The organism is Lysobacter sp. (assembly GCA_013141175.1).
Classification (GTDB): Bacteria; Pseudomonadota; Gammaproteobacteria; order Xanthomonadales; family Xanthomonadaceae; genus Lysobacter_I.
Window position 1 is genome coordinate 1,564,268 of record JABFRN010000001.1, and the last position, 23,204, is coordinate 1,587,471.

19 protein-coding genes are annotated in these 23,204 nt (G+C 66.1%); 9 read left to right on the forward strand and 10 right to left on the reverse strand.

Features of this window, described 5'->3' with window-relative positions; all coding sequences use genetic code 11:
• Positions 1 to 13: 13 nt before the first annotated feature.
• Positions 14 to 2,230: a primosomal protein N' gene (locus HOP03_06990; GenBank protein NOT87909.1), complete on the reverse strand. Its 2,217-nt coding sequence runs from the start codon at positions 2,228 to 2,230 to the stop codon at positions 14 to 16.
• A gap of 92 nt (positions 2,231 to 2,322) precedes the next feature.
• On the opposite strand from HOP03_06990, the gene HOP03_06995 reads away from it, so the two are divergent.
• Together HOP03_06995 and HOP03_07000 are read left to right on the forward strand one after the other, a co-directional pair.
• Positions 2,323 to 2,475 (forward strand): hypothetical protein, encoded by a 153-nt coding sequence (locus HOP03_06995; protein NOT87910.1) that lies wholly within the window; start codon positions 2,323 to 2,325, stop codon positions 2,473 to 2,475.
• Between the two features lie 234 nt (positions 2,476 to 2,709).
• The gene (locus HOP03_07000; protein NOT87911.1) at positions 2,710 to 3,363 is read left to right on the forward strand and encodes a hypothetical protein; all 654 of its coding nucleotides are present in this window, start codon (positions 2,710 to 2,712) and stop codon (positions 3,361 to 3,363) included.
• A gap of 73 nt (positions 3,364 to 3,436) precedes the next feature.
• Here HOP03_07000 and HOP03_07005 read toward each other — a convergent pair whose 3' ends face one another.
• Both HOP03_07005 and HOP03_07010 read right to left on the reverse strand, forming a co-directional pair.
• Entirely contained in the window at positions 3,437 to 3,754 is a 318-nt protein-coding gene (locus HOP03_07005; protein ID NOT87912.1) for a DUF4286 family protein, read from the reverse strand.
• Between the two features lie 7 nt (positions 3,755 to 3,761).
• Positions 3,762 to 4,967, reverse strand: a complete 1,206-nt coding sequence (locus HOP03_07010) for a DUF3667 domain-containing protein (protein NOT87913.1) — start codon at positions 4,965 to 4,967, stop codon at positions 3,762 to 3,764.
• Positions 4,968 to 5,052: 85 nt separating this feature from the next.
• Between HOP03_07010 and HOP03_07015 the strand changes: the two genes are divergently transcribed.
• The gene (locus HOP03_07015) at positions 5,053 to 6,432 is read left to right on the forward strand and encodes an MATE family efflux transporter (protein NOT87914.1); all 1,380 of its coding nucleotides are present in this window, start codon (positions 5,053 to 5,055) and stop codon (positions 6,430 to 6,432) included.
• A 218-nt stretch (positions 6,433 to 6,650) separates the two neighbouring features.
• Positions 6,651 to 8,546: a signal peptide peptidase SppA gene (sppA, locus tag HOP03_07020; GenBank protein NOT87915.1), complete on the forward strand. Its 1,896-nt coding sequence runs from the start codon at positions 6,651 to 6,653 to the stop codon at positions 8,544 to 8,546.
• A gap of 83 nt (positions 8,547 to 8,629) precedes the next feature.
• Here sppA and HOP03_07025 read toward each other — a convergent pair whose 3' ends face one another.
• Positions 8,630 to 8,860 (reverse strand): hypothetical protein, encoded by a 231-nt coding sequence (locus HOP03_07025; protein NOT87916.1) that lies wholly within the window; start codon positions 8,858 to 8,860, stop codon positions 8,630 to 8,632.
• 86 nt (positions 8,861 to 8,946) lie between these two features.
• Here HOP03_07025 and HOP03_07030 point away from each other — a divergent pair, with 86 nt between their 5' ends.
• The 5 genes from HOP03_07030 (at position 8,947) to HOP03_07050 (ending at position 16,764) form a co-directional block, all read left to right on the forward strand.
• On the forward strand, positions 8,947 to 9,723 hold the full coding sequence (locus tag HOP03_07030; GenBank protein ID NOT87917.1) for an SDR family oxidoreductase: 777 nt from the start codon (positions 8,947 to 8,949) through the stop codon (positions 9,721 to 9,723).
• Between the two features lie 384 nt (positions 9,724 to 10,107).
• The gene (locus HOP03_07035) at positions 10,108 to 11,916 is read left to right on the forward strand and encodes a peptidase M4 family protein (protein ID NOT87918.1); all 1,809 of its coding nucleotides are present in this window, start codon (positions 10,108 to 10,110) and stop codon (positions 11,914 to 11,916) included.
• Positions 11,917 to 12,145: 229 nt separating this feature from the next.
• Positions 12,146 to 13,162, forward strand: coding sequence for a hypothetical protein (locus tag HOP03_07040; GenBank protein ID NOT87919.1), 1,017 nt, complete (start codon positions 12,146 to 12,148; stop codon positions 13,160 to 13,162).
• Between the two features lie 153 nt (positions 13,163 to 13,315).
• The gene (locus tag HOP03_07045) at positions 13,316 to 15,037 is read left to right on the forward strand and encodes a S8/S53 family peptidase (GenBank protein NOT87920.1); all 1,722 of its coding nucleotides are present in this window, start codon (positions 13,316 to 13,318) and stop codon (positions 15,035 to 15,037) included.
• Between the two features lie 335 nt (positions 15,038 to 15,372).
• Positions 15,373 to 16,764, forward strand: coding sequence for a S8 family peptidase (locus tag HOP03_07050; GenBank protein ID NOT87921.1), 1,392 nt, complete (start codon positions 15,373 to 15,375; stop codon positions 16,762 to 16,764).
• A 71-nt stretch (positions 16,765 to 16,835) separates the two neighbouring features.
• Here the strand turns inward: HOP03_07050 and HOP03_07055 are convergent, their stop codons facing one another.
• The 6 genes from HOP03_07055 to HOP03_07080 all read right to left on the reverse strand — a co-directional run bounded on the left by HOP03_07055 (position 16,836) and on the right by HOP03_07080 (position 23,196).
• On the reverse strand, positions 16,836 to 17,447 hold the full coding sequence (locus HOP03_07055; GenBank protein NOT87922.1) for a DUF4124 domain-containing protein: 612 nt from the start codon (positions 17,445 to 17,447) through the stop codon (positions 16,836 to 16,838).
• The gene (locus HOP03_07060) at positions 17,447 to 18,136 is read right to left on the reverse strand and encodes a DUF4124 domain-containing protein (GenBank protein ID NOT87923.1); all 690 of its coding nucleotides are present in this window, start codon (positions 18,134 to 18,136) and stop codon (positions 17,447 to 17,449) included. Before HOP03_07060 ends, HOP03_07055 begins: the two co-directional genes overlap by 1 nt.
• Before the next feature lie 80 nt (positions 18,137 to 18,216).
• A complete protein-coding gene (locus HOP03_07065; GenBank protein NOT87924.1) occupies positions 18,217 to 18,780 on the reverse strand; it encodes a tRNA threonylcarbamoyladenosine biosynthesis protein RimN in 564 nt (187 codons plus the stop codon).
• A gap of 23 nt (positions 18,781 to 18,803) precedes the next feature.
• Positions 18,804 to 21,401 (reverse strand): DNA topoisomerase I, encoded by a 2,598-nt coding sequence (locus HOP03_07070; GenBank protein NOT87925.1) that lies wholly within the window; start codon positions 21,399 to 21,401, stop codon positions 18,804 to 18,806.
• Between the two features lie 312 nt (positions 21,402 to 21,713).
• Positions 21,714 to 22,643, reverse strand: a complete 930-nt coding sequence (locus tag HOP03_07075; protein NOT87926.1) for an RDD family protein — start codon at positions 22,641 to 22,643, stop codon at positions 21,714 to 21,716.
• Between the two features lie 13 nt (positions 22,644 to 22,656).
• Positions 22,657 to 23,196, reverse strand: coding sequence for a hypothetical protein (locus HOP03_07080; GenBank protein ID NOT87927.1), 540 nt, complete (start codon positions 23,194 to 23,196; stop codon positions 22,657 to 22,659).
• Between the last annotated feature and the right edge of the window lie 8 nt (positions 23,197 to 23,204).

The following is a 23,204-nucleotide window of genomic DNA, read 5'->3' on the forward strand; positions in this document are numbered from 1 at the left end:
CATTCAAGCACGATCAATTCAGATCGATCGGATCCACGTCCAGCGACCATCGGACTTTGCGGGCCTCCGGCAAAGCGAACAGCAGCGACTGCGCATCGTCGAGCGCTGCATGCAATTCACGACGCGTCGGCGACGACAACAGCAGCTGCGCGCGGTGCATGCCGGCGCGGCGCGGCATCGGTGCGGGCACGGGACCATCGAGCGTGAGGCCTGCCGGGGCCGCACCGCGCACGGGTTTCGACGCGCACCATGGCATCAGCATCGTTTTCGCGGCCTGCAGGAACTGTATCGGCGCGTCGGCGTGCTGGGCTTCGGCGCGCAGCAGCGCGATGTGCGCGAACGGCGGAAAGCACGCGGCTTCGCGCTGCACGAGCTCGGTTTCGGCGAAAGCGGCATAGCCGCCGTGGATCAGCGTCTGCAGCAGCGGATGTTCGGGATGATGCGTCTGCAGCAGCACCTCGCCGCGCTTGTCGGCGCGACCGGCGCGACCGGCGACCTGGATCAGCAACTGCGCGAGTTTTTCGCCGGCGCGGAAATCGGCCGAGAACAGGCCTTCGTCGATGCCGACCACCGCGACCAGGGTGAGATTCGGCAGATCGTGGCCTTTCGCCAGCATCTGCGTACCGACGAGGATCCCGGGCTGCGCGCCGAATTCGACGAAGAGTTTTTCCAGCGCGTCCTTGCGCCGGGTGCTGGCGCTGTCGATGCGCAGCACGGGGACATCGGCGAATTTTTCCGCGAGCAGTTCCTCCAGCCGCTCCGTACCCACGCCCTGCGGCTGCAGCGCGAGGCTGGCGCAGTCGGGGCAGGCCGGTGGCGGTGTCTGTCGCGCGCCGCAGTGGTGGCACTGCAGGCGCCGGCCGCCGCCATGCACGGTCATCGGCGATGCGCGCAGCGGCGTACTGCAGCGCTTGCACTGCGCGCTCCAGCCGCAGTCGTGGCAGAGCAGCACCGGCGCGTAGCCGCGGCGGTTCTTGAACACCAGCACCTGACCGCCGGCATCCAGCGCGGCGCGCATCGCCTTGAGCAGGTCCGAGGACAAGCCGGCATCGAGCGGGCGTTTGCGCACGTCGATCACCCGCACTGCGGGCGGCTGCGCGTCGCCCGCGCGCTTGCGCAGGCGCAGATGCGCATAGCGACCGGCCTGCGCGTTGTGCAGCGTCTCCAGCGACGGCGTGGCGCTGCCGAGGATCACCGGCACGTCCAGCGCCTTGCCGCGCACCAGCGCGAAATCGCGGGCGTGATAGCGGATACCGTCCTGCTGCTTGTAGCTGCCGTCGTGTTCCTCGTCGATCACGATCAGCCCGGCCTCGGGCAGCGGTGTGAACACCGCCGAGCGGGTGCCGACGATCACCCGCGCCTCGCCGCGCCAGGCAGCGGCCCAGACCCGGGCGCGCTCGCTGTCGGTCAGCCCGGAGTGCAGCGCATGGATCGGCACGCCGAGCCGCTTCCGGAACCTCGCCAGCGCCTGCGGCGTCAGGCCGATCTCCGGCACCAGCACCAGCGCCTGCCGGCCATGCGCGAGGCAGTCGGCGATCGCCTGCAGATAGACCTCGGTCTTGCCGCTGCCGGTGACGCCATCGAGCAGCGCGGCGGCGAAACCCGGACGCGCGCGCAGCGCGGCCAATGCCTCGGTCTGTTCGGCGTTGAGCGCCGGCCCCGGCTGCGGGGTCGGCGCCCACTGCGAGGCGGGCACGGCCACGCGTTCGGCCAGTTCGCGCCTGGACAGGGCGCGGGCAGCCGTCCGCCAGTCGTCGACTTCGGCATCGAGCAGATCTTCGTCCAGCGCTGCCGCCTGCAGCCGGTCCGCCAACTGCCTCGGCCGGCCGCGCAGACGGGCAAGCGCGGTCGCGCCGGCCTCGGTGAGGCGCCAAGCCCACGCATGGGTCTCGGGGAGCGGTTCGCCGCGACGCAGGGCACTGGGCAGCGCGGTGGCCAGTACCTCGCCCAGCGGCGCGTGGGTGTAGCGCGCCAGCCAGCGCAGCGACGCCAGCAGCTCGCCCTGCAGCAGCGGTTGCGGGTCGAGCATCGCTTCGGCTTCGCGCAACTCGGCCAGACCGGGATCGGGCGGGCCGATCTCCACGACCACCCCGACCAGACTGCGCGATCCGAACGGCACCCGCACCCGGCAGCCGACCCCGCCCGGGCCGTCGGCCGGCGGGCGGTAGTCGAACAGGCGCGGCAGCGGCACCGGCAGGGCGACGCGGAGCACGGAATCGGACGCGGACATGCACCCAGTCTAGCGATTACGGTGGCGTCGGCCCCGGAACTGCCAGACGGCAGCCGAGCCTCGACTTGCGCCGCATAGCTGACGAGCGAAACATGAATGACCTGCAAGTGACGGATCGCAAAGGGAATTCAGGATTATCCACACAAGCTGTGGATAAGTTTGTGCATGAATCCGTGCGCGAGGGATTTTGTACGGTAAATGAAGGGGTTCGGCGAGTTCTGGCGAAAAAAGCGCCACCTCATTAAATACCATGCGGATCAATCGTTTATCCGTGAAACATAAGAAAACCCGGTGTCCGCTGCTGCGCCCGGGAGGATAAATGACATCCCGATGACCGCTGTGCACAACCGGATCGGGTCGGACGCTCGGCTGCAGGCCTTGGCACGCCTCGGGGAGCCGGTTTCGTGATGGTTGTCAAGTGGAAATTCGGCGACACAAGGCATCATGCCAGCCCGTCGTCAAGCTGCTCTAATCGCCCCATGGCTTACCTGAATACGCTCGACACCGCCGCCGCCACCACCACGGCCGTCGCCAGCTTCCTGCGCGGGGTGGAACGTCGTGCGGCGCTGCTGGCCGAACTGCAGTGCGGCGATCCCGGGCACGGCGACCAGGCGTTGACCGGCGCCATCGAATCCTTCGCGGCCAGTGCACCGGCAACCCCCCAGGACGAATGGCCGCTGCTGTTCTGGACCACCCTCCTGCAGAGCCCGTCGCTCAATGCCGAAGCCCTGGCGCCGTTCTGGCACGGCGATTTCGCTCCACTGGCACGGCTGGACTTCGGCACCCGTGCGGTGATCCTGCTGCGGGTGGTGGTCGGGCTCAACGATACCCAGGCGGCGACAGTGTTCGGGGTGGAACCGGCCGAATACAAACAGGCCCTGCAGCGCGCGCTGCCGCAGCGCGCCGACGGCACGCTGGACGGCGAGGCCTGGCTGGCGATGAACGACGAAGCCCGCTCCGTGATGCAGCACCTGCCGCCGGAGCGCGTCGCATTCATCGCCCGGTTGCGCGACGCCGCGATCGCGGCCAAGCCCGTCGAGGCGCCGCCGCGCACCACGCGCGGCACGATCCCGATCGCGATCGGCAAGCCGCGCTGGCTGGACAAGCTCTGGTCGAGCGTGGGTCTGACCTGATGTCTCGGGCCTGATACCCCGGCCTGACGTCATCAACACGTTGTTGGCCTGAACCCGCGCGTGGCGGCGCCCGTCAGCGGGTACCGCGCAGCACCCGTCGTGTCGCCTGGAAGCGGTCGCCGAAGCGGGCGACGCCGTCGGCGCGCAGGCGCGGGGCATGATCGCGCAGGTAGTCATCCAGCGCCGCACGGTCTTTCAGTACGTATTGCATGCACAGCCCCACCCGGCCCGCGCTCGGCGGCGGCTCCAGCACCTCGAAGAGCTTGGCGCCGACGAACCCCGGCAGGGCCAGCATCTCCGCGATGTGATCGCGCAGCCACACGCGGTATTCGTCGTGCGCGGCGGCGTCGACTTCGATATTGACCTCGTAGATCACCCGTTTGACGCTCATGGATACCTCAGCTGCTGAGTCCCGCAAGGACGGCATACATGATCGCCATGCCCAGCAGGAAGGAATAGATCAGGCCCAGCGTGGCGTATTTGGTTAGAGTCTTGAGCCAGTTTTGCGCGTATACCCGCTTCTGCATCCACAGCAGGTACAGCGGCACGAGCAGGAACAGGGTGAACGATGCGGTCAGGGCCGAAAAACCCGCCACCCCTGCCGGCTGACCGGGAATCGCCCGCACCCCGATCAGCAGGAATGCGAACAGCAGTCCGACCAACATGAAGGCATGGCTGTAGAGCGCGACCACAAGATGCTCGAGATAGCTGCGCCCCGAGCCGATGTACAGCAGCTTCAGGCACAGCGCGAACAGCGGCATCAGCACGAACAACGCGCCCGGCACCGCGCCAAGGAAGCGCTTGAGCAGTTCGTCCGGGTTTTTCTTCACGAGATCGGCGTTTTCCTGGATCTTTTCGATCCGGCGCACGAACCAGCGCTCCACGACGCCGAGATCCTGGCTACCGCTCGTCGCGACGGTTGCAGCGGGGGCGGACGACGGCTCAGGCGGCGCTGCTGCGGCCGTTCCGGAAGTCGGTGCCAAGCCCGCGTCGAACGGCGTATCGAGCCTGCGCAGCTGCTCAGGCGTCGCGCCCAGCTCGAGCATGCGCGCGCGCGACTTGTCGTCGATCTTCCGCTTCGCGAAATCGTACAGCGCCGACAACACCGGGCCGGGCCCTGACTTCCTGTTTTCCGCAGCGACCTCGCCCATGAACTTCGTGCGCAGCGCGATCACCTCATCGACGGTTTTCGCGTTCCTGAAATTGCTTTCGTCGATCCGGACGTCGCCGACGACGATGCCGCTCTTGGCCGGCCGCGTATCGATCTGGAATGCGTCTTCGGAATCGATGTGCAGGGTCAGTTTGCCGACGAAGAAGGTGATCAGGCTCAAAATGATGAACAGGCGCAGCGGCGCGACATAGCGCACCCGATGCCCGGCCAGGTAACCGGTGGCGACACGGCCGGGTACGAACAGGTCGCGCAGCGTGCGGAAAATCCGCCCATCGAGATGCCAGAACGACTCGAAGACTTCTTCGATCGCATGGCCGAAATGATGCAGCGGGCTGTGCGCGCGCTGGCCGCAGACATGGCAATAACCGCCGATCAATGCAGTCGCGCAGTTCTCGCAGGCAGCGGGCGGGGCGGTGGCGGCGTGATCGGTCATGCACTCCCCGGGGCGCGGCGGCTGACGCGGTTAAGATAACAGCCCGTGCGCCGGCTCCCGCGCCGGTTTTTTCCACGGCAGGCGCATGACTTCCTCCCATTCCCCGCCACAGCGTTTCAGCGACGAGCTTCGCGCCAGTGCGCGATTGGCCGCGCCGCTGATCGCCGGACATGTCTCGACCGGGCTGATCGGGCTGGTCGATGCGCTCATTGCCGGCCGCCACGGCACCACCACGCTCGCGGCCGTGTCGGTGGGCACGGCCCTGTTCTGGCTGCCTTTGCTGGTGCCGATGGGCACGTTGATCGCCGTACCGGCGTCGGTTTCGCAGCTCGATGGCGCCGGCCGCCGCGACGAGATCGGGCCGCTGTTCCGGCAGGCGCTCTGGCTGGCGCTGCTGCTGGGTTTGGGGATGTTCGCGTTCCTCAGCGCCATCCCCCTGGCGCTGGAGGCCTTCGGCATCGCGCCGGAGATCCGTCCCGGCGCGACCGCGTTCGTCCACGGCATCCGCTGGGGCGTGCCGGCGTTGGCACTGTTCCTGTGCATGCGCTATCTCTGCGATGGCCTGCACTACACCATTCCGACCATGCTGCTGGGCTTCGGCGGTCTGCTGCTGTTGATCCCCACCGGTTACGGCCTGACCTTCGGCCTCGGCGGTCTGCCGGCGCTGGGCGCGGGCGGACTCGGCTTGGCCTCGGCGCTGGTGATGTGGCTGCAGGCCTTGGGGCTGATCGCCTATCTGGCGCGGGCTCGGCGTTTCCGCGACCTGCATCTGCTGGATCGCTACGACCCGCCGCACTGGCCGCCGATCCGTGGCCTGCTGGCACTGGGGCTGCCGATCGGCTTCACCTGGCTGATGGAAGGCGGGCTGTTCGTCGCCACCGCGCTGGTGATCGGGCGCCTGGGCGCGGTACCGGCCGCCGCGCACCAGATCGCGATCAATGTATCGAGCCTCTGCTTCATGGTGCCGATGGCGCTCGCCGAGGCCACCACGGTACGGGTCGGCTACGCGGTGGGAGGCGGCGACCGCGACGGCCTGCGTCGCGCCGCCTTCGCAGGCTATGTGCTGGTCCTGCTCACCCAGCTGATCACCGGCACGACCCTGCTGCTCGGCAACGAGACCATCGCCGCGTTCTACACCGGCGACGCGGCGGTGATCGCGCTGGCCTCGTCGCTGCTGCTGATGGCGGCGGCCTTCCAGTTTCCGGACGGGGTGCAGGTGCTGTCGATCGGTGCCCTGCGCGGGCTGAAGGACACCCGGATGCCGATGCTGATCGCCGCCCTCGCTTACTGGGGCGTGGGCATGCCGCTGGGCGCGGTGCTGGGGCTCGGTCTGGGCGAATGGGTGCCGGCGCAGGGGCCGAAGGGCATGTGGATCGGCCTGATCGCCGGGCTGACGGTCGCCGCCGTGCTGCTGGGTCTGCGCTTCTTGCGCATTTCCCGGCGCGTCCCCATTGTGACGGCCTGAGCGGTCTGTCCCGGATCTGCGGACCATGTGCGGTTGCGGGCCATTGCGTGATCGTCCCGGTCGGTCGTCCTTGTGCAGTCGGCCTTGTGCAATCGGTGGGAGTGACCGATGGGGCATGCCGATGCCATCACCAGGCCGCAGACTGAACTCCGAGACCAGACTTCAACACACCCGGCCTCAAGACATCCGGCTTCAAGACCCCCAGGAGATTCTCCCCCATGAATGAACCGCAGCGTCGCGGCCCCGTCGCAAGCATCCTGATCGGTATCTGGGATGCGATGAATTTCACCCGGCGGTTGGTCTTCAACCTGCTGTTCTTCGGCTTCCTGCTGGTCGTCCTGGCCGCGTTGGGCACCAGCGGCAAGCGGGTCATGCCGGTGCAGGATCACAGCACCCTGGTGATCGCACCCGAAGGCGTGCTGGTCGAACAGTATTCGGTCGACGCCACCAGCCGCGCGCTCGCCAAAGCGCTCGGCGACCCGCGCGCGTCGGAAGTGCAACTCCGCGACCTGCTGCGGGTGCTGGAAGCCGCGAAGACCGACAAACGCATCGAACGCGTGCTGCTGCGCGTGGACCGCATGAGCTTCAGCGGCTATGCCTCGATCCGCGAAGTCGCCGAAGCGCTCGCCGACCTGCGCGCTTCCGGCAAACAGATCGTCGCGTTCGGCGAAAGCTACGACCAGGGCCAATACCTGCTCGCGGCCCAGGCCAACGAGGTCTACCTCGACCCGATGGGCGGCATGATCCTGGAAGGCCTGAGCCGCTACCGGCAGTATTTCCGCGAAGGCCTGCAGGACAAGCTCGGCGTGGATGTGCACCTGTTCAAAGTGGGCGAATACAAATCCGCCGCCGAACCCTACGTGCTGGACGCCGCATCGCCGGCATCCAAGGAAGCCGATCTGTTCTGGATGAACGATATCTGGCAGCGCTATCTGGCCGATATCGCCAAGGCCCGCAAGCTCGATCCGAAACAGCTCGCGGCGAGTTTCGACACCTTGCCGGCGGACATCGCCGGCGCGCAGGGCGACCTCGCGAAGTTCGCGCTGCAGAAGAAATGGATCGATGGCCTGAAGACGCAGGAACAGGTCGAGGACCTGCTGATCGAGCGCGGCACCGCCGACGAACAGGCCGAGGGCGGATTCCGCCAGGTCTCGCTCGACGGCTATCTCGCGCATCTCGACGGCACGCTGCCGGCGCTGGGCAACGACGACCATGTCGCCGTGGTGGTGGCCGAAGGCGAAATCACCGGTGGCGACCAGCCTCCGGGCAGCGTCGGCGGTGAATCGACCGCCGCGCTGCTGCGCGAGGCCCGCGACGACGACAGCGTGAAGGCGCTGGTGCTGCGCGTGGATTCGCCCGGTGGCGAAGTGTTCGCTTCCGAGCAGATCCGTCGCGAAATCGTCGCGCTGAAGAAAGCCGGCAAACCGGTGGTGGTCTCGATGGGCGACCTCGCCGCATCGGGGGGCTACTGGATCAGCATGGACGCCGACCGCATCTACGCCGACCCGTCCACGGTCACCGGTTCGATCGGCATCTTCGGCATGATCCCGAGCTTCTCGCGCGCGCTCGAGAAGATCGGCGTGCGCACCGATGGCGTTTCCACCACCGCGTTCGCCGGCGGGTTCGATGTCACCCGCCCGCTGTCGCCGGAAGTCGGCCAGGTGATGCAGAGCGTGATCGAGAAGGGTTATCGCGATTTCACCGGCAAGGTGGCGCAAGCCCGCAAGAAACCGGTCGCCGATGTCGACGCCATCGCCCGCGGCCGGGTCTGGAGTGGCATGCAGGCGAAGGAGCGCGGTCTGGTCGACGCCTTCGGCGGGCTGCGCACGGCGATCGCCGATGCGGCCAAACGCGCCAAGCTCGGCGACAAGCCCGGCGACTATCGCGTGCGCTACATCGAACTGCAGCTCACCCCGTTCGAGCAGATTTTCGGCAAGTTCGCCGGTTCGGCGATGGGTCGCTCGATGCTCGGCCACTCCGACATCGCCCGCAGCCTGCTGGCGAAGGTCGTACCGCAGGCCGATCGCGATCTGCGCATGCTCGAGCGGGCGATGGAGCCACGCACCGGCGGCTCGCCGGCGAAGACCATCGCCTACTGTTTCTGCGGGTTCTGAATCGACGACCCGACCGCTTCAAGGATCGACAACGACGCCCGGCACCGCCGGGCGTCGTCGTTTGCGGGCGAATAGGCGCTCGGCTAGTTGCCGGTCGCGGCATCGATGGCATTGCGCTGCGCTTCGGCAGCGGCATCGACCGAGGCCTGCGCCGCTTCGGCCTTGTCGATCGGCTTCTGCATCGCTTCACGCAATTGCGTGGGCGGAGCCACCTCGGCCGCCGACGTCTGCGGGTCGGGAGGGTTGTCGTGATCGGGCAGCTTCGGCTCGGAGCATCCCGCAAGTCCGACCAGACCGGCCAGCAGCGGGAGCATGAACAACACGGTACGGCGCATGGTCGTCCTCCTCGACGGGATCGCGGCTTATCCTACGCCCTACCCCGGATCGAACGGCTACCGCCATGTTTTCCCAACGCTGGCGCCTGGATGGACAACTCGCACTGGTGACCGGCGGCAGCGCCGGGATCGGTCGCGCCGTCGCGCGCGAACTGCTCGGTTTCGGCGCGCGCGTGCTGATCGCCGCACGCGACGGCAACAGCCTGGACGCGGTGCGGGTCGAACTGGAGGAAGAGTTTCCCGATGGCGAAGTGCGCACCTGCATCGCCGACGTCGCCGACGACGAACAGCGTCGCGAATTGCTCGATTGGGTCGAGGACATCGGCGATGGCCTCAACATCCTGGTCAACAATGCCGGCGGCAACCTCACCAGGCCGGCCATCGATTACAGCGAAGACGAATGGCGCGGCATTTTCGAAGTCAATCTGTTCAGCGCCTTCGAACTCGCGCGCAATACCTATCCGCTGCTCACCAAGCATGCCGCGTCCTGCATCGTGAACGTCGGAAGCGTTTCCGGCATCGCGCATGTGCGCAGCGGCGCGCCCTACGGCATGAGCAAGGCGGCGATGCACCAGATGACCCGCAATCTCGCCGTGGAATGGGCCGAAGACGGCGTGCGCGTGAATTCGGTGGCGCCGTGGTACATCCGCACCCGCCGCACCTCGACCAAACTCGCCGATCCCGATTATCTCGACGAAGTGCTGCTGCGCACGCCGATGGGCCGCATCGGCGAACCCGAGGAAGTCGCCGCCGCCGTCGCTTTCCTGTGCCTGCCCGCATCGAGCTATATCACCGGCGAATGCATCGCCGTCGACGGCGGCTTCCTGCGCTACGGGTTCTGAATCGACCCGTATCGCGCCTGATGCCGCACTGCGGCGAGTCGCGACGCAGCGGGCGATACCCGGCGTTCGCGTAACCAAAGCGCCACCGCAATCGCAGTTTCTGCGACGCCCCTTCTGCATGCTTGGCGTTCGATGCGCGCACCGGTCGGCCGCCACCCTCCCGATGGCCATGCGCACTATCGAAACACCCGCCGGGGAGCGGGTTGCAAACACCGGTTGCCCCCGCAACCGGTTTCGATCGCAATCCAAGGAGAGATCCGTGCGCAATCATGCAATACGGGTTTTTGGCAGGTAGGCGTGTGTCAACCTCATTGGCTTGCATACGTTAGCGAAGGGCGGTCATTCGGCCGCAATCGTTTCGAGACATCTCAAGGAGAGACACCCATGCATCGACTTCAGCGCTTCAACCTGCTCGCCGTCGCGACCGCCACCATTCTGGTCGCAGGTGGCGCATCCGCCGCAGTCCGCACCGATCTGCAACAGGACGATCTGGCCCGGGTCAAACAAAGCAACACCGTCATCGCCGCCTCCGGCGCAGCGGACATGGTCCATTCCCGCCACGAACAAGCGCTCGGCCTGGACGCCGATTCGCGCCTGTTCCTGATCGATCGCAAGACCAGCCAGGGCGTGCGCAACCATCGTTACCAGCAGACCTTCCGTGGCCTGCCGATCTTCGGCGAACACGTCATCGTCAACGAAGACGAAAGCGGCAATATCAGCACCCTGTTCGGGCGCAAGGTCGATGGTCTGGCGCGCGAGATTCCAGCCGGCAAGCCGCGCCTGAGCAGCAACAGCGCGCTGGCCATCGGCAAGGCCGCGGGTCTGGGCAACCGCCTGGGCTTCATGCGCACCTCCGCCGAAAAGTCGGATCTGATGATCCATATCGACGACTCCGGCGTGGCCCGCAAAGCGTATGTCGTGTCGTACTTCGCCGACACCCGCAACGGTGGTGCACCGACGCGGCCGACCGTGATCATCGACGCCTACACCGGCCGCGTCCTGCAGCAGTTCGAGAACCTGCAGCATGCCCTCGTCGGCACCGGCCCCGGCGGCAACGCCAAGACCGGCCAGTACGAATACGGCACCAACTACGGCTATCTGGACGTGACCCAGTCGGGCACCACGTGCACGATGAACAACGCCAACGTGAAAACCGTGAACCTCAACCATGGCACCAGCGGCACGACCGCGTTCTCGTACACCTGCCCGCGCAACACGGTGAAGGTCATCAACGGCGCGTACTCGCCGCTGAACGATGCGCATTACTTCGGCAAGGTCATCTTCAACATGTACCAGGCGTACATGGGCCAGGCACCGCTGACCTTCCAGCTGACGATGAAGGTGCATTACAGCAACAGCTACCAGAATGCGTTCTGGGACGGCTCGTCGATGACCTTCGGCGACGGTGGCACGACGTTCTATCCGCTGGTGAGCCTGGACGTGGCCTCGCACGAAGTCTCGCACGGCTACACCTCGCAGAACTCGAACCTGACCTACTCGGGCCAGTCGGGTGGCATCAATGAAGCGTATTCCGACATCGCCGGCGAAGCCGCCGAGTACTACATGAAGGGCACGAACGACTTCCTGGTCGGCGCGCAGATCTTCAAGGCCGCCGGTGCGCTGCGTTACATGGCCAACCCGCCGCAGGATGGCGTGTCGATCGGACACACCTCGAACTACTACGCGGGTCTGGACGTGCATTACTCGTCGGGCATCTACAACAAGGCGTTCTACACACTGGCGACCAAGCCGGGCTGGAACACGCAGAAGGCGTTCCAGGTGTTCGCCCGCGCGAACGATTTGTACTGGACCGCCAGCACCGACTTCAACCAGGGCGTGTGCGGCGTGCAGACCGCAGCCAGCAACCTCGGCTACACCGTGGCGGATGTGACTGCGGCATTCTCGGTGGTCGGCGCGACCTGCGGTGGTGGCGGTGGCGGCACTCCACCGACGATCACCAGCTTCATCTGCCCGGATTCTTCCAACAGCGGCGGCGGTATGTACTGGTGCGAAGTGACGTACGCCTCGTCGACACCTGCGACAGTGACATGGCCGAACGGCAGTCACGCCACGACATATCGTGGCCGTTGCTCGGCCGGTTCGCGGCCGTCCGTCACCGTGAGCGTGGCCAACGCCAGCGGCTCGGTGTCGAGCACCCGGACCTTCCTCTGCCCAAGCAATCCGATTCCGTGATCCACTGAAACCGGCCCGCCGGAGAGCACCTTCTCTCCGGCGGAGCCGACGATCGCTGCAGATGCTGTGTTCTCGCGTCCGCACTCGTCGCGCTGTGCGGTGCTGTGCCGGAAAGGAATGCGCTTTCTCGGCGGCACGGCACTATTGTGATCCCGCGATGATTCTCCCGAGTCCTCCGCTGTCTGCTATTGATTGCAGTCACGGTTTCGTTCTTGGACAGGGAGGATGTATGCGCAACAATCTAGCTGCTGCGACAGCGCTTTTGCTGATCGCGGTTTCGGTCGGGGGCTGTGCGTCGATCCGTTCGACGAAACTGCCGCAAAGCAACAACAGCAACCCGCAGGGTGGCATGGTCTATTACCTGCCCACCCAACAGCTCGAACTGACGATGACCGTCGATGACAAGGGCGCCAGACTGTCGCTTGCGGCATCCAGGGCGATGGCGGATGTGGGGCACAAATACGTCGCCCAGTTCCGGCGCAACCATGTCGGTACCAACAAGTTCGTGGTCAAGGCGAATGCGGAAGGATTGCTTGCCGGCGAACTCAGCGGCAGCACCGTCGGCAATCTGGGCGAAGCCATCCAGGCGCTGGCGGCATCGTCCGCTGGAACCCGGACGCTCGACCACCCACGCAGCGAGAACAAATGCAAGGAGAATGGTACCTATAAATGGGTGCTCGGCCCGGATATCGACGCTGCCACCACGATGGCCTTGGGCAACTGCGGACTGGTCGTCGGTCTGCAGCCGCCGAACAGCACACCCGCTGCGGCTCCTACCGGCGACCACCTGAGTCAAGGGCCGGGGTTTTTCTATCGCCAGAAACAGCCGGTCGTGGTCAAGGTGACGCACACTTCGACAGATGCCGCCAAAAAAACAACCTCTCAGGATTTCGTTTTCTACGAATCCATCGCCGGTGCGCACTCACCGGTCGAATTCATGCCCGTCCCGCGTACGCTGTTCGCCACGACACAGTGGAAACTGAGCTTCGACAACGGTATTCCCACCGTGTACGACATCGACGCAGGCGGCGATCTGATCGGATTGTTCAAACTGCCGGCGGAAGTGGTGGCGGCATACTCCGATGCGGTTGCGGCCGGGTTCACCAGGGAAAAGACCAGCCTCGGCAACGAAACCGCCTATCTCGAACAACTGAACAAGCTGGCCTTGCAGCAGGCGAAGAACGAAGCCTGTCGCTTGGCCGTGCAGGGCGGCGACAACGACAAGATCAAGGCTGCCTGCCAATAAGCAGCATGCGCGTGGACGAGCGCCGGAGAGACCCGGCGCTCGTTCCGTTCTGGCGGCTTCGGGGAAAGCCCGGCTGCGGTGACGGTCCGCAAGGGCCGGCGGTATGCTGTGGCATCCTCAGTCCACCACCGAAAACGCGCAGGGAGACAGCGTATGGCGACGACATCGTCAAGGACATCGGCTTCAAAGCCGGCCGCCTCCAAACATGCATCAGGGACGCAAGTCGCGTCCACGAAATACGATGTCCACGGCATCATCCTCGATCTCGGCGAATCGCTGCCGGCGCCCGAGCGCAGGAAGATCCTGGCGCAATTGCGCGCCGAGGTGCCGGCGTTCGCAGCGCTGACCACGGCGAAGTCGGCGGCGCGACCGCTCGGCAAGGGCGCGAGCGATGCATTGGTCGCTTTCCATGACGGAAAGCGCATCACCATCGCGCAGACATGGAATGCGGTCCATGCGTTGCAACAGCATCCGCTGGTCGCCGACTGCGAACCGGCGGTGGGCTACACGCGTCCGCCCGAGCCAGCGCGTCCTGCGACGCGTTCCAGCAGCGGCGGCAACGAGGTCCATCTGCCCGCCTCGATGCCACGCGACTGGTCGATCAACGCCGTCAAGGCGGATCTCGCGCAAACGCGGTTCGGTGTGACGGGAGCCGGCGTGCGCATCGGACATCCCGATACCGGCTACACCGCGCATCCGCAGATCGCGGGGCCTCGCCTGCGTATCGCGGACGGCTACGATTTCGTCGACGACGACGCCGATGCGCGAGACTCGATGTCGGGCATGCATCCGGGCCACGGCACCGCCACCGGCAGCGTGATCTTCAGCGCCAGCGCACCCGAACTGTTCGGCATCGCACCGGGCGCCGAACTGGTGCCGCTGCGCGTTTCGACTGCGGTGATCCATTTCGATTTCAGCAATGTCGTGCAGGCGCTGTATCGCGCACGCGACCGCGGTTGCCACGTGGTGTCGATGAGCCTGGGCGGCGCATGGGCCGGGCGTTCGCTGTCGCGCGCGACCGATCAGCTCGTCTCCGAAGGCATGATCCTGATCGCCGCCGCCGGCAACCATACGAAGATGGTGATCTTCCCGGCACTGCTCGACAGCGTGATCGCAGTCGCCGCGAGCAACGCGGACAACAAACCCTGGAGCGGTTCGGCGTCGGGCGCGGCGGTAGACATCACCGCGCCGGGCGAATCGGTGTGGCGCGCGTATGCGTTCAAGAAAAGCGGCACGTTGCATTTCGATACCCAGCGCAGCTCGGGCACCTCGTACGCAACCGCCACCACTGCAGGTGTCTGCGCGCTGTGGCTGCAGCGCCATGGTGTGGCGACATTGCGCGCGCGCTACGGCGCGCGTCTCGCATCGGTCTTCACGACGCTGCTCAAGGCGCACTGTCGGCCGGTGCCGGGTTGGAGCACGAATCGCTATGGCCCCGGCATTCTCGATGCGGTCGGTCTGCTCGGCGCGGAGCTGCCGGCATTCGGAGGTGCCGTGAAGCGCAGCGCGCAGCACGCACCGACGCGCACTTCGGCGGCATCCGACTGGACGCGCTTGCAGCCGTATCTGCCGGAACTGTCGCCGAAGCAGTTGGCTGCAGCGGTAACGCACATGTACGGTGCGGGCGCGAAGCGCAGCGCGCGCTCATCGCAGACACCACTGCCGCCGCCAAGCGTGATCGACGAAATCGTGTTCTACGTCGCCACCGATGAAACCGTGCGCGAAGCGTTCCTCGCCGCTGGCGGCGGCGCGAAGCCGGCGGCACGCGGCAAGAATGATGCAGCGAAACGGGCAGGCTCGGCTTTGATCGATCCACGCGCAGTGCTGCGCGCGAAAGCATCTGCTGCACTGCGCAGCGCGCTTGCGTGCGAATAAGCAGCGGGTCGCAGTCGCAAGAACTGCGATCCATCGTTTCGCATGCCGTCACGAAGCGTTCATCAAAGTGTCTTGTCGTGTCTGTCGTATGCGGCTACTTTGTGCTTGCGGATCGAGCGGATCGCGCCACGCGATCTTTTTTTGCCAAGGACAGGTTTGACATGAACTTCCCTTTGGCATCGTGCCCGCCGCTACGGCAAAGGGGGCATGGCTTGCCATGTGCGCCGTATGGATGCCTCTCATTCATACAACGAAAAGGAATCGATATGAAACGAATCAACCGACTGTCCGCCGCCATCGGCGTGTCGTTACTTTGCGCGATGGCCACTCCGGTCATGGCGGGCGAGTTCCGTACCGCGAAGAATCCGGTCGACGGCCAGTACATCGTCGTACTCAAGGATGCGGCGGCGACCCTTGCCGGCGAATCGAATCGCGCGGCACGCGTTGCTGCCGTGGCCAGCGATATCGCCACGACCCATCGCGCCAATCTGATCCACAGCTACGATCGCGTGCTCCGCGGCTTCACGGTCAAGGCCGACGATGCCGCGCTCGCGCGCCTGCTGGCCGATCCGCGCGTCGCCTACGTCGAAGAAGACGGCTACGTGTCGATCAATGCGACCCAGACCGGCGCGACGTGGGGACTCGATCGCGTCGACCAGCGCAATCTGCCGCTCAGCACCACCTACACCTACAACACCACCGCCGCTGGTGTACATGCCTACATCATCGATACCGGCATGCTCGCCACCCACAACGAGTTCACCGGCCGCGTCGGCAATGGCTTCGACGCCGTCGGCGGCGGCACCAACGACTGCAACGGCCACGGCACCCACGTCGCCGGCACCGTCGGCGGCACCACCTACGGCGTCGCCAAGGGCGTGACCCTGCATCCGGTGCGCGTGCTCGACTGCGGCGGCTCCGGCACCTGGGCCGGCGTGATCGCTGGTATCGACTGGGTTGCGGCCAACCGCGTGCTGCCGGCCGTGGCCAACATGAGCCTGGGTGGTGGCGCCAACGCTGCCGTCGATACCGCTGTGGCCAATTTGTCCAATGCCAACGTGACGGTCGTGGTCGCCGCCGGTAACGGCGGCGTTGACGCCTGCGGCACCTCGCCAGCCCGTGCGCCTGCGGCGATCACGGTCGGGGCAACCGATGCCAATGATGCACGCTCGATCTGGACCGGTGGGCAATCGTCGAGTTGGGGTGCTTGCCTGGACATCTTCGCTCCGGGCACTGCGATCACTTCGGCATGGTTGACGGGCACAGCTGCAACCAACACGCTCAATGGCACTTCGATGGCATCGCCGCATGTCGCTGGCGCCGCCGCGCTGCATCTGGCGAGCAATCCCAGCGCCACGCCGGCACAGGTGACGACCGCATTGATCAATGCTTCGACGCCGAATGTCGTCACCAATCCGGGAACCGGCTCGCCGAACCGCCTGCTCTACACATTGGGCGGCGGTGGCGGTGGCGGCACGCCGCCGACCATCACCAGCTTCATCTGTCCCGATTACGCGAACAGTGGCGGCGGCATGTATTGGTGCGAAGTGACCTACAGTTCGGCAACCCCGGCGACGATCCGTTGGCCGAACGGCTCCGGCGGCTTTTCTTACATGGGTCGCTGTACCCGCGGCTCGCGCCCGACGGTGGTCGTGACGGTCACCAACCCCTATGGTTCGGTGTCGAGCAGCAGAACCTTCAATTGCCCGACCAATCCGATTCCGTAATCGGTTCAGCGACAGCGGTTCGACCCGCATCGGGGGCGCTTCGTCGCCCCCGATGTCTTTTTGCGTGCCGCTCAGCGCAGGCAGGTGCTCTCGCGATAGACCTTCGACAGACGATCGAACTCCGCCTTGCGATCGTCGTTGCGGCCACCGCCGACCTTCCAGCGGAATTCGGCTTCGTCGACGCGCTTCTTCCAGGACGCGCACAGTTGTTCGGCGGGTACCGCGACGCAGGTGTCCTGACGCATTTCGCAGGTGGTGCCGGCGGCGAGTTCGCTGCTGCCGTCGATGCCGATCGACTGCACCGGCGCGCAGGTCGCGGGCGGTTCGGCGGTATCGCCCAGATAGTCGCGTTCGTCCCAGGTGCGGCACTGGAACAACGCCGGTGGCGCGGTGCGCGCCAGGGGTTCGGGAGTGGGTGTCGCTGGCGCAGGTGGCGATGCGGGAACCGCTGCCTGCGGTTTGACGACCGCTGCCGGCGGCGCGGGCAATGTCGGCAGGACGCCGATTTTTCGCAGCGTCTGCTGGCTGCCTTTCGGGCAGGGTACGTCGTTCTGCAGCGTGACCGCGCCGCTGGCGTCGACGCAGCGGTAGATCGTGATGTTGCTTTGGGCGCGCGCGTGCGAGCACAGCGCCGATACGATCAGTGCGCTGGCGAGCGCTGCGATCCGGGTCGATATCGTCATCAGCGGCAATCCTGTCCAAGGCGGGCATTGATACTGCGCTCTTCCTGGCCGAGCACCGCGCGCTCGGACGGTTGGGCGATGCTGTAGCGGCGCCTCAGAACGTCGCGACGGTCGACCAGACGTGCGCAGACCTCGGCCTGCGGCAGCGCATGGCAGGGGTCGCGCACCCACGTGCCGCCGCCGAATTCGGAATAGGTCGGCGTCAGCACTCTGGTGCTGCCGCTGTCGTATCCACCGCTGACGCGGCCATTGTCGACACGGACATTCAGCCGGCCCGGTTCGTGGATCACCTGCCCCGGAATCGGATAGCCATTCGGCCACAGCGGCACCCAGTGCGCATTGCCTTCCGGCGTCTCGCTCAGATAGCGGCTGTTGTCCGGGGCGACGCACTCGTACAGCGGGCGCGGGGTGTTGACGATGATGATCTGCGGCGGTGGCGCCATCGCGACGCTCGGCGGTGCCGGTGCAGGCTGTGGCGGCCGTGGCGGCGCGTCCTTGGGTCGGAGCATGCTGCGGGCTTCCTGGCGCTCGCCTTTGTTGCAGGGCGAGTCGCGCAGGGTCAGCCGGCCGTTGGCGTCGGTGCAACGATAGATCGTGACCGGATCGGCGGGCTGCGCTTTCGGTGCGGACACGGGCAGGGCCATCGCGAACGCGAGCAGGAGCAACGGGAAGGAGGGTGTCTGGCGCATCCGCGCATATTGCGTCGCGCGGCGCCTGTCGGGAAGTCGCTCAAGACCCGATGTTCGCCGGGGTTCAGTCCTGCGCGTGGTCAGCCGCGCAGCGAAACCCCACTGCGGGCATCGCGGATCGGCGTGGGCCGTTCCAGGCCGCCGGTTTCGCCGTCCAGTACGCCATCGAGGCGCACCAGCAGCATCGGGTCGAGAGCGCCCCGTACGCGCGCTGTAGGCGCACCCGCGAAGTTGGCGCTGGTCGACACCAGCGGGCCGCCGAACGCGGCGCACAGCGCGACCACGGGCGGATGCGCGCTGACCCGCACCGCGACGCTGTCGTGGCTACCGGTGATCCAGGGCGGCACCTGCGGCAATGCCGGCATCACCCAGGTGTGCGCGCCGGGCCAGGTCGCACGCACGGCGGCGGCCCGTTCCGGCGGCAATCCTGTCCAGTCGACGATCGCGTCGAGCTGGGCGTCGTCGCCCGCGATCAGGATCATGCCTTTTTCGACCGGACGCTGTTTGATGGCGAGCAGGCGATGGACTGCGGCCTCGTCGAACGGGTCGCAGCCCAGCCCCCAGACGCCTTCGGTCGGGTAGGCGATCACCGCACCGGCACGCAGGCGACCGACGGCCGCGGCGAGATCCAGCGCGTCGGTCACGGCGGCATCACCGGCACGCACGATCAGAACGGCGCGTCGCTGCTGCTTTTCTTGATCACGCGTTTCACGCCGACCGTGCTGCTGGTGTTCGTGGTCAGCAGCGATTTCGCCGGCGCCGGATGGTCGTAGAGCGGAACGCGCTTCGCCGGTGCCTTCGCAGTCGTTTTCTTCGCGGCTTTTTTCGCGGTTTTCTTGGCGGCTGCTTTCTTGGCGGGCGCTTTCTTCGCGGCTGCAGGCTTGTCGGCCTTCGGCTTGGCCTCGGCGGCCTTTCGCGGCGCAGCCTTTTTCGTCGCCGCTTTTTTAGCGGCGGCCTTCTTCGCGCCGAAACCCTTGCGCATCGGCTTGCCGGTGGTTTCCATCAGCTCGGTGGCTTCCTCCAGGGTCAGCGACGCGGGCTCGCGGTCCTTGGGAATCTTGCCGTTGAGCTTGCCGTCGCTGAGATACGGGCCGTAACGACCGTTGAGCACTTCGATGTCGCTGCCCGGGAACGCTTTGATGATCCGGTTGCGGGCGATCTCTTCCTTCTCTTCGATCAGGAACAGCGCGCGCGCCAGATCGATGGTGTAGGGGTCGTCTTCCTTCTTCAGCGACGCGTACACGCTGCCGCGCTTGGCGAACGGCCCGAAACGGCCGATGCCGACGCTGACCTCCTCGTCGTTGTGTTCGCCGAGCTTGCGCGGCAGCCGGAACAATTCCAGCGCATTCTCCAAGGTGATCGTGTGCATGCTCTGGCCGGGACGCAGACTGGCGAAGGTCGGCTTGTCCTCGTCGTCGGCGGTACCGATCTGCGCATATGGGCCGTAGCGGCCCAGGCGCACGCTGACCGGCTTGCCGGACTTCGGATCGACGCCGAGCTCGCGCGCGCCGGTGGCTTCGCTGCGATCGACCGATTCGGTCTTGGCGTCGACCAGTTCCTTGAACGGGCCCCAGAAGCGCTCCATCAGCGGGATCCAGTCTTTTTCGCCGCGACTCACCTCGTCCAGTTCGTCTTCGAGCTTGGCGGTGAAGTCGTAATCGACGTACTGGGTGAAATGTCCGCTGAGGAAATTGCTGACCGCACGACCGACGTCGCTCGGGCGGAAGCTGCGGCCTTCCATTTCCACGTATTTGCGGAACAGCAGGGTCTGGATGATCGACGAATACGTCGACGGCCGGCCGATGCCGTATTCCTCGAGCGTCTTCACCAGCGCCGCTTCGGTGAAGCGCGGCGGCGGCTGGGTGAAGTGCTGGTCGGTGTGGATGCGGTCCAGCGGAATGCGGTCGCCGGTCTTCATCGCCGGCAGCTTGCGGCCTTCGTCGTCGTCGTCGTTCTTCTGGTCCTTGCCTTCCTCGTAGACGGCGAGGAAGCCCGGATCGACCACCGTGGTGCCGCTGGCGCGGAAACTGTGTTCGCCGCCTGCGGCGAGATCGACCGACACGGTATTGAGCGTGGCCGGCACCATCTGCGAGGCGACCGCCCGCTTCCAGATCAGTTCGTACAGACGGCGCTCGTCGTCGCTGAGGAAACGGTTGACCTGCGCGGGCGTGCGCAGCGCGGACGTCGGACGCACCGCTTCGTGGGCTTCCTGCGCGTTCTTGGACTTGGTCTGGTAGAAATTCGGCTTGTCGGGCAGCGCTTTGGTGCCGAAATCGCGCGCGATCACGTCGCGCAGTTCGCTCAGCGCTTCGGCCGACAGGCTCACCGAGTCGGTACGCATGTAGCTGATCAGGCCGACCGTGCCTTCCTCGCCGATGGTCACGCCTTCGTAGAGTTTCTGCGCGACCTGCATCGTGCGCTTGGTGGTGAAGCCGAGCTTGCGCGAGGCTTCCTGCTGCAGCGTCGAAGTGGTGAACGGTGGCGAAGGCCGGCGCTTGCGTTCCTTGCTGACGACGTCGGTGACCTGCAGCACGCCCTGCGCGGCAGCGACGATGCGTTTGCGCGCGGCTTCGGCGGTATCGCCGTCGGTGACCGTGAACTGCTCGAACTTCTTGCCGTCGAGTTTGTTGAGCTTGGCGGTGAACAACTGCGACGGATGCGCGCACTCGGCTTCGACCGTCCAGTATTCGCGGGCGATGAAGGCTTCGATCTCTTCTTCGCGCTCCACGATCATGCGCAGCGCCGGCGACTGCACGCGGCCGGCGGACAGGCCGCGCTGCACCTTGCGCCACAGCACCGGCGAGAGATTGAAGCCGACCAGGTAATCGAGCGCGCGACGCGCCTGCTGGGCATCGACCAGATCGGTGGCGATGGCGCGCGGTTTGGCCATCGCTTCCTTGATCGCGCGCGGGGTGATTTCGGTGAACACCACGCGTTCGAGGGTGCGGTCCTTGAGCAGGCCGCGTTCCTTCAGGATCTCGGCGATATGCCAGCTGATCGCTTCGCCCTCGCGGTCCGGGTCGGTCGCGAGGTAGAGGTGGTCGGCGGCCTTGGCGGCCTTGGCGATGGCTTCGACATGCTTCTCGTTCTTCTCGATGAGTTCATAGCGCATCGCGAAGTTCTGGGTCGGGTCAACGGCGCCTTCCTTGGGCACCAGGTCGCGGACGTGACCGTAGGAGGCGAGGACGTGGAAGTCCTTGCCGAGGTATTTGTTGATCGTCTTGGCCTTGGCGGGCGACTCGACGATGAGGAGGTTCTTGGCCATCGGGGGGAAGGTCATCCAAAAGGGGCGCACCGGCATGGGCCGGTACCGCTGGACGGGCGTTTTCAGGCGTCCGACCAGAAGGCGACGCCCGGGGGAAGCCCGGGCGTTCGGTCAGTTCTCTTTTTTAGTGGTGTCACGTCCGGGCCGCCCGTGTCAAGCGGCGGCCACCCGGCCGGGGTCGATCAGGCAACCCGCATGACTTCCGCCGGACACCTGCGACCCCACGTCGCTGGACCTGGCCGGACACTGACCGCACTCCCCGGGCAGGCGCGGCGTAACCAGACGCAGCGGAGCGGACTCAGCGGAGCGGACTCAGCGGATACCGCTGCCGGCCAAGGCCGCGATCATCACTCCGACCAGGGCCATCATGCCGATCAACGCCAGCGCAGCCAACGCCAGGATGACGATGGTGACCGTGCCCAGCTCCTCGCGCTGCCATTCCGGATGGTCGGTATACGCCCATTTGTCAACGACCAGGGTGTCGCAGATCATGTCGTGCATGGCCTGCTTGCGCTCGGTGAACGCGGCCATGACGTAACCGATGCCGAGGGTGAAGCCGCCGAGCATGTAGGCGAAGTACCGGCCGAAGGCGCGCCAGAAGGTGATCCGCTGGCCATCGGTACGCGCCACCTTGATCCCTACCGCCATCTTGCCGAGGCTGGCCTGGTTGGCCGAGGAGTGCATCCAGCTGAAATACAGCAGCGGAATGCCGATCGCGATCACATAGATCAACCCGATCATGGCGATGCCCGCGCCGCTTGAAAAGGGATCGCTGCCGCTGCCGAATCCGGCCATGCCGACACCCATCACCAACATCAACGGAATCTGCACCATGTAGCTCAGCGCCGTGGCGATGAACGAGTCGATGAAGCTGGCGGCGACGCGTTTCCAGAAACCCGCGTACACCACGCGACCGCCGCTGACGACCGACTGGGTCGCGTCCACCCGCGCCTGCGGCGGCGCGTACGGCGAAGGCTCGGCAATGGCGTAGGGGCGATAGGCGCCGTCGTCGGGCGCGGCCTCGGCGGCCTTGACCAGCGCTTCGGCGCGGGCATCGCCCGGCGCGTCGCCGGCGATCACTTCACGGATCATCTCGCGCCACGGTTTCCATTCCGACATGCCTTCGCGCCACACCAGCGTTTCCGCCGGCAATTGCCCTTTGGTGTGCAGGGCGGCGAGATCGGCGGCGCTCACGGGGCCGTGCTGGGTGCGCTGTGCGTCGCTGTAGTACCACTCGGTCATGGGATCGGGTCCGTCAGGGTGTTGAGTTGAAGTCGAGGCATGAACCCGTGCGGTACTTGGCATCCAACGTACCGCCACTGCAGGTCCAGCCGTTTTCGGTCGATTCGAGCAGCAGGGTCTTGCCGTCGACCACCGCGTTGACGTTCGCGAACTGAAGTTCGATGGCGCAATGCCCGCCCTCGATCTCGCCGACCAGCACCGACGCCTGCGCCGGCTTGGCGGGATTGTCGCCGCCCAGCGAGAACACTTCATCGTCCACCAGACCGATCGCGGCGTTGTCCGGGCAGGCACCGGCCTGTTCGCGGTGCGTCTCGATGTCGTCCTGCAGCGCCTGCGCCATCTGCCAGGCCTGCACCACGCGCGATTTGATGACGTAATCCTGATACGCGGGAATCGCGATCGCCGCGAGTAGCGCGATCACGAACACGCCCATCACCGCAACGACCGCGCCGATGATGCCGGCGATGGCGCAACCGGACAGCCCGCGCTTCGGCGGCGGCGCCAGTGGCGGTTGCGCGTGGACGGACGGCGGCAGCGGCGGCGGTGCGGACATGGACAGGG

What these genes read in the sequence shown, in the direction of transcription:
- HOP03_06990 (NOT87909.1), bottom strand. Translation starts at nt 2,230, where the DNA reads ATGTCCGCGTCCGATTCCGTGCTCCGCGTCGCCCTGCCGGTGCCGCTG.
- HOP03_06995 (NOT87910.1), top strand. Translation starts at nt 2,323, where the DNA reads ATGAATGACCTGCAAGTGACGGATCGCAAAGGGAATTCAGGATTATCC.
- HOP03_07000 (NOT87911.1), top strand. Translation starts at nt 2,710, where the DNA reads ATGGCTTACCTGAATACGCTCGACACCGCCGCCGCCACCACCACGGCC.
- HOP03_07005 (NOT87912.1), bottom strand. Translation starts at nt 3,754, where the DNA reads ATGAGCGTCAAACGGGTGATCTACGAGGTCAATATCGAAGTCGACGCC.
- HOP03_07010 (NOT87913.1), bottom strand. Translation starts at nt 4,967, where the DNA reads ATGACCGATCACGCCGCCACCGCCCCGCCCGCTGCCTGCGAGAACTGC.
- HOP03_07015 (NOT87914.1), top strand. Translation starts at nt 5,053, where the DNA reads ATGACTTCCTCCCATTCCCCGCCACAGCGTTTCAGCGACGAGCTTCGC.
- sppA (NOT87915.1), top strand. Translation starts at nt 6,651, where the DNA reads ATGAATGAACCGCAGCGTCGCGGCCCCGTCGCAAGCATCCTGATCGGT.
- HOP03_07025 (NOT87916.1), bottom strand. Translation starts at nt 8,860, where the DNA reads ATGCTCCCGCTGCTGGCCGGTCTGGTCGGACTTGCGGGATGCTCCGAG.
- HOP03_07030 (NOT87917.1), top strand. Translation starts at nt 8,947, where the DNA reads ATGTTTTCCCAACGCTGGCGCCTGGATGGACAACTCGCACTGGTGACC.
- HOP03_07035 (NOT87918.1), top strand. Translation starts at nt 10,108, where the DNA reads ATGCATCGACTTCAGCGCTTCAACCTGCTCGCCGTCGCGACCGCCACC.
- HOP03_07040 (NOT87919.1), top strand. Translation starts at nt 12,146, where the DNA reads ATGCGCAACAATCTAGCTGCTGCGACAGCGCTTTTGCTGATCGCGGTT.
- HOP03_07045 (NOT87920.1), top strand. Translation starts at nt 13,316, where the DNA reads ATGGCGACGACATCGTCAAGGACATCGGCTTCAAAGCCGGCCGCCTCC.
- HOP03_07050 (NOT87921.1), top strand. Translation starts at nt 15,373, where the DNA reads ATGGCGGGCGAGTTCCGTACCGCGAAGAATCCGGTCGACGGCCAGTAC.
- HOP03_07055 (NOT87922.1), bottom strand. Translation starts at nt 17,447, where the DNA reads ATGACGATATCGACCCGGATCGCAGCGCTCGCCAGCGCACTGATCGTA.
- HOP03_07060 (NOT87923.1), bottom strand. Translation starts at nt 18,136, where the DNA reads ATGCGCCAGACACCCTCCTTCCCGTTGCTCCTGCTCGCGTTCGCGATG.
- HOP03_07070 (NOT87925.1), bottom strand. Translation starts at nt 21,401, where the DNA reads ATGGCCAAGAACCTCCTCATCGTCGAGTCGCCCGCCAAGGCCAAGACG.
- HOP03_07075 (NOT87926.1), bottom strand. Translation starts at nt 22,643, where the DNA reads ATGACCGAGTGGTACTACAGCGACGCACAGCGCACCCAGCACGGCCCC.
- HOP03_07080 (NOT87927.1), bottom strand. Translation starts at nt 23,196, where the DNA reads ATGTCCGCACCGCCGCCGCTGCCGCCGTCCGTCCACGCGCAACCGCCA.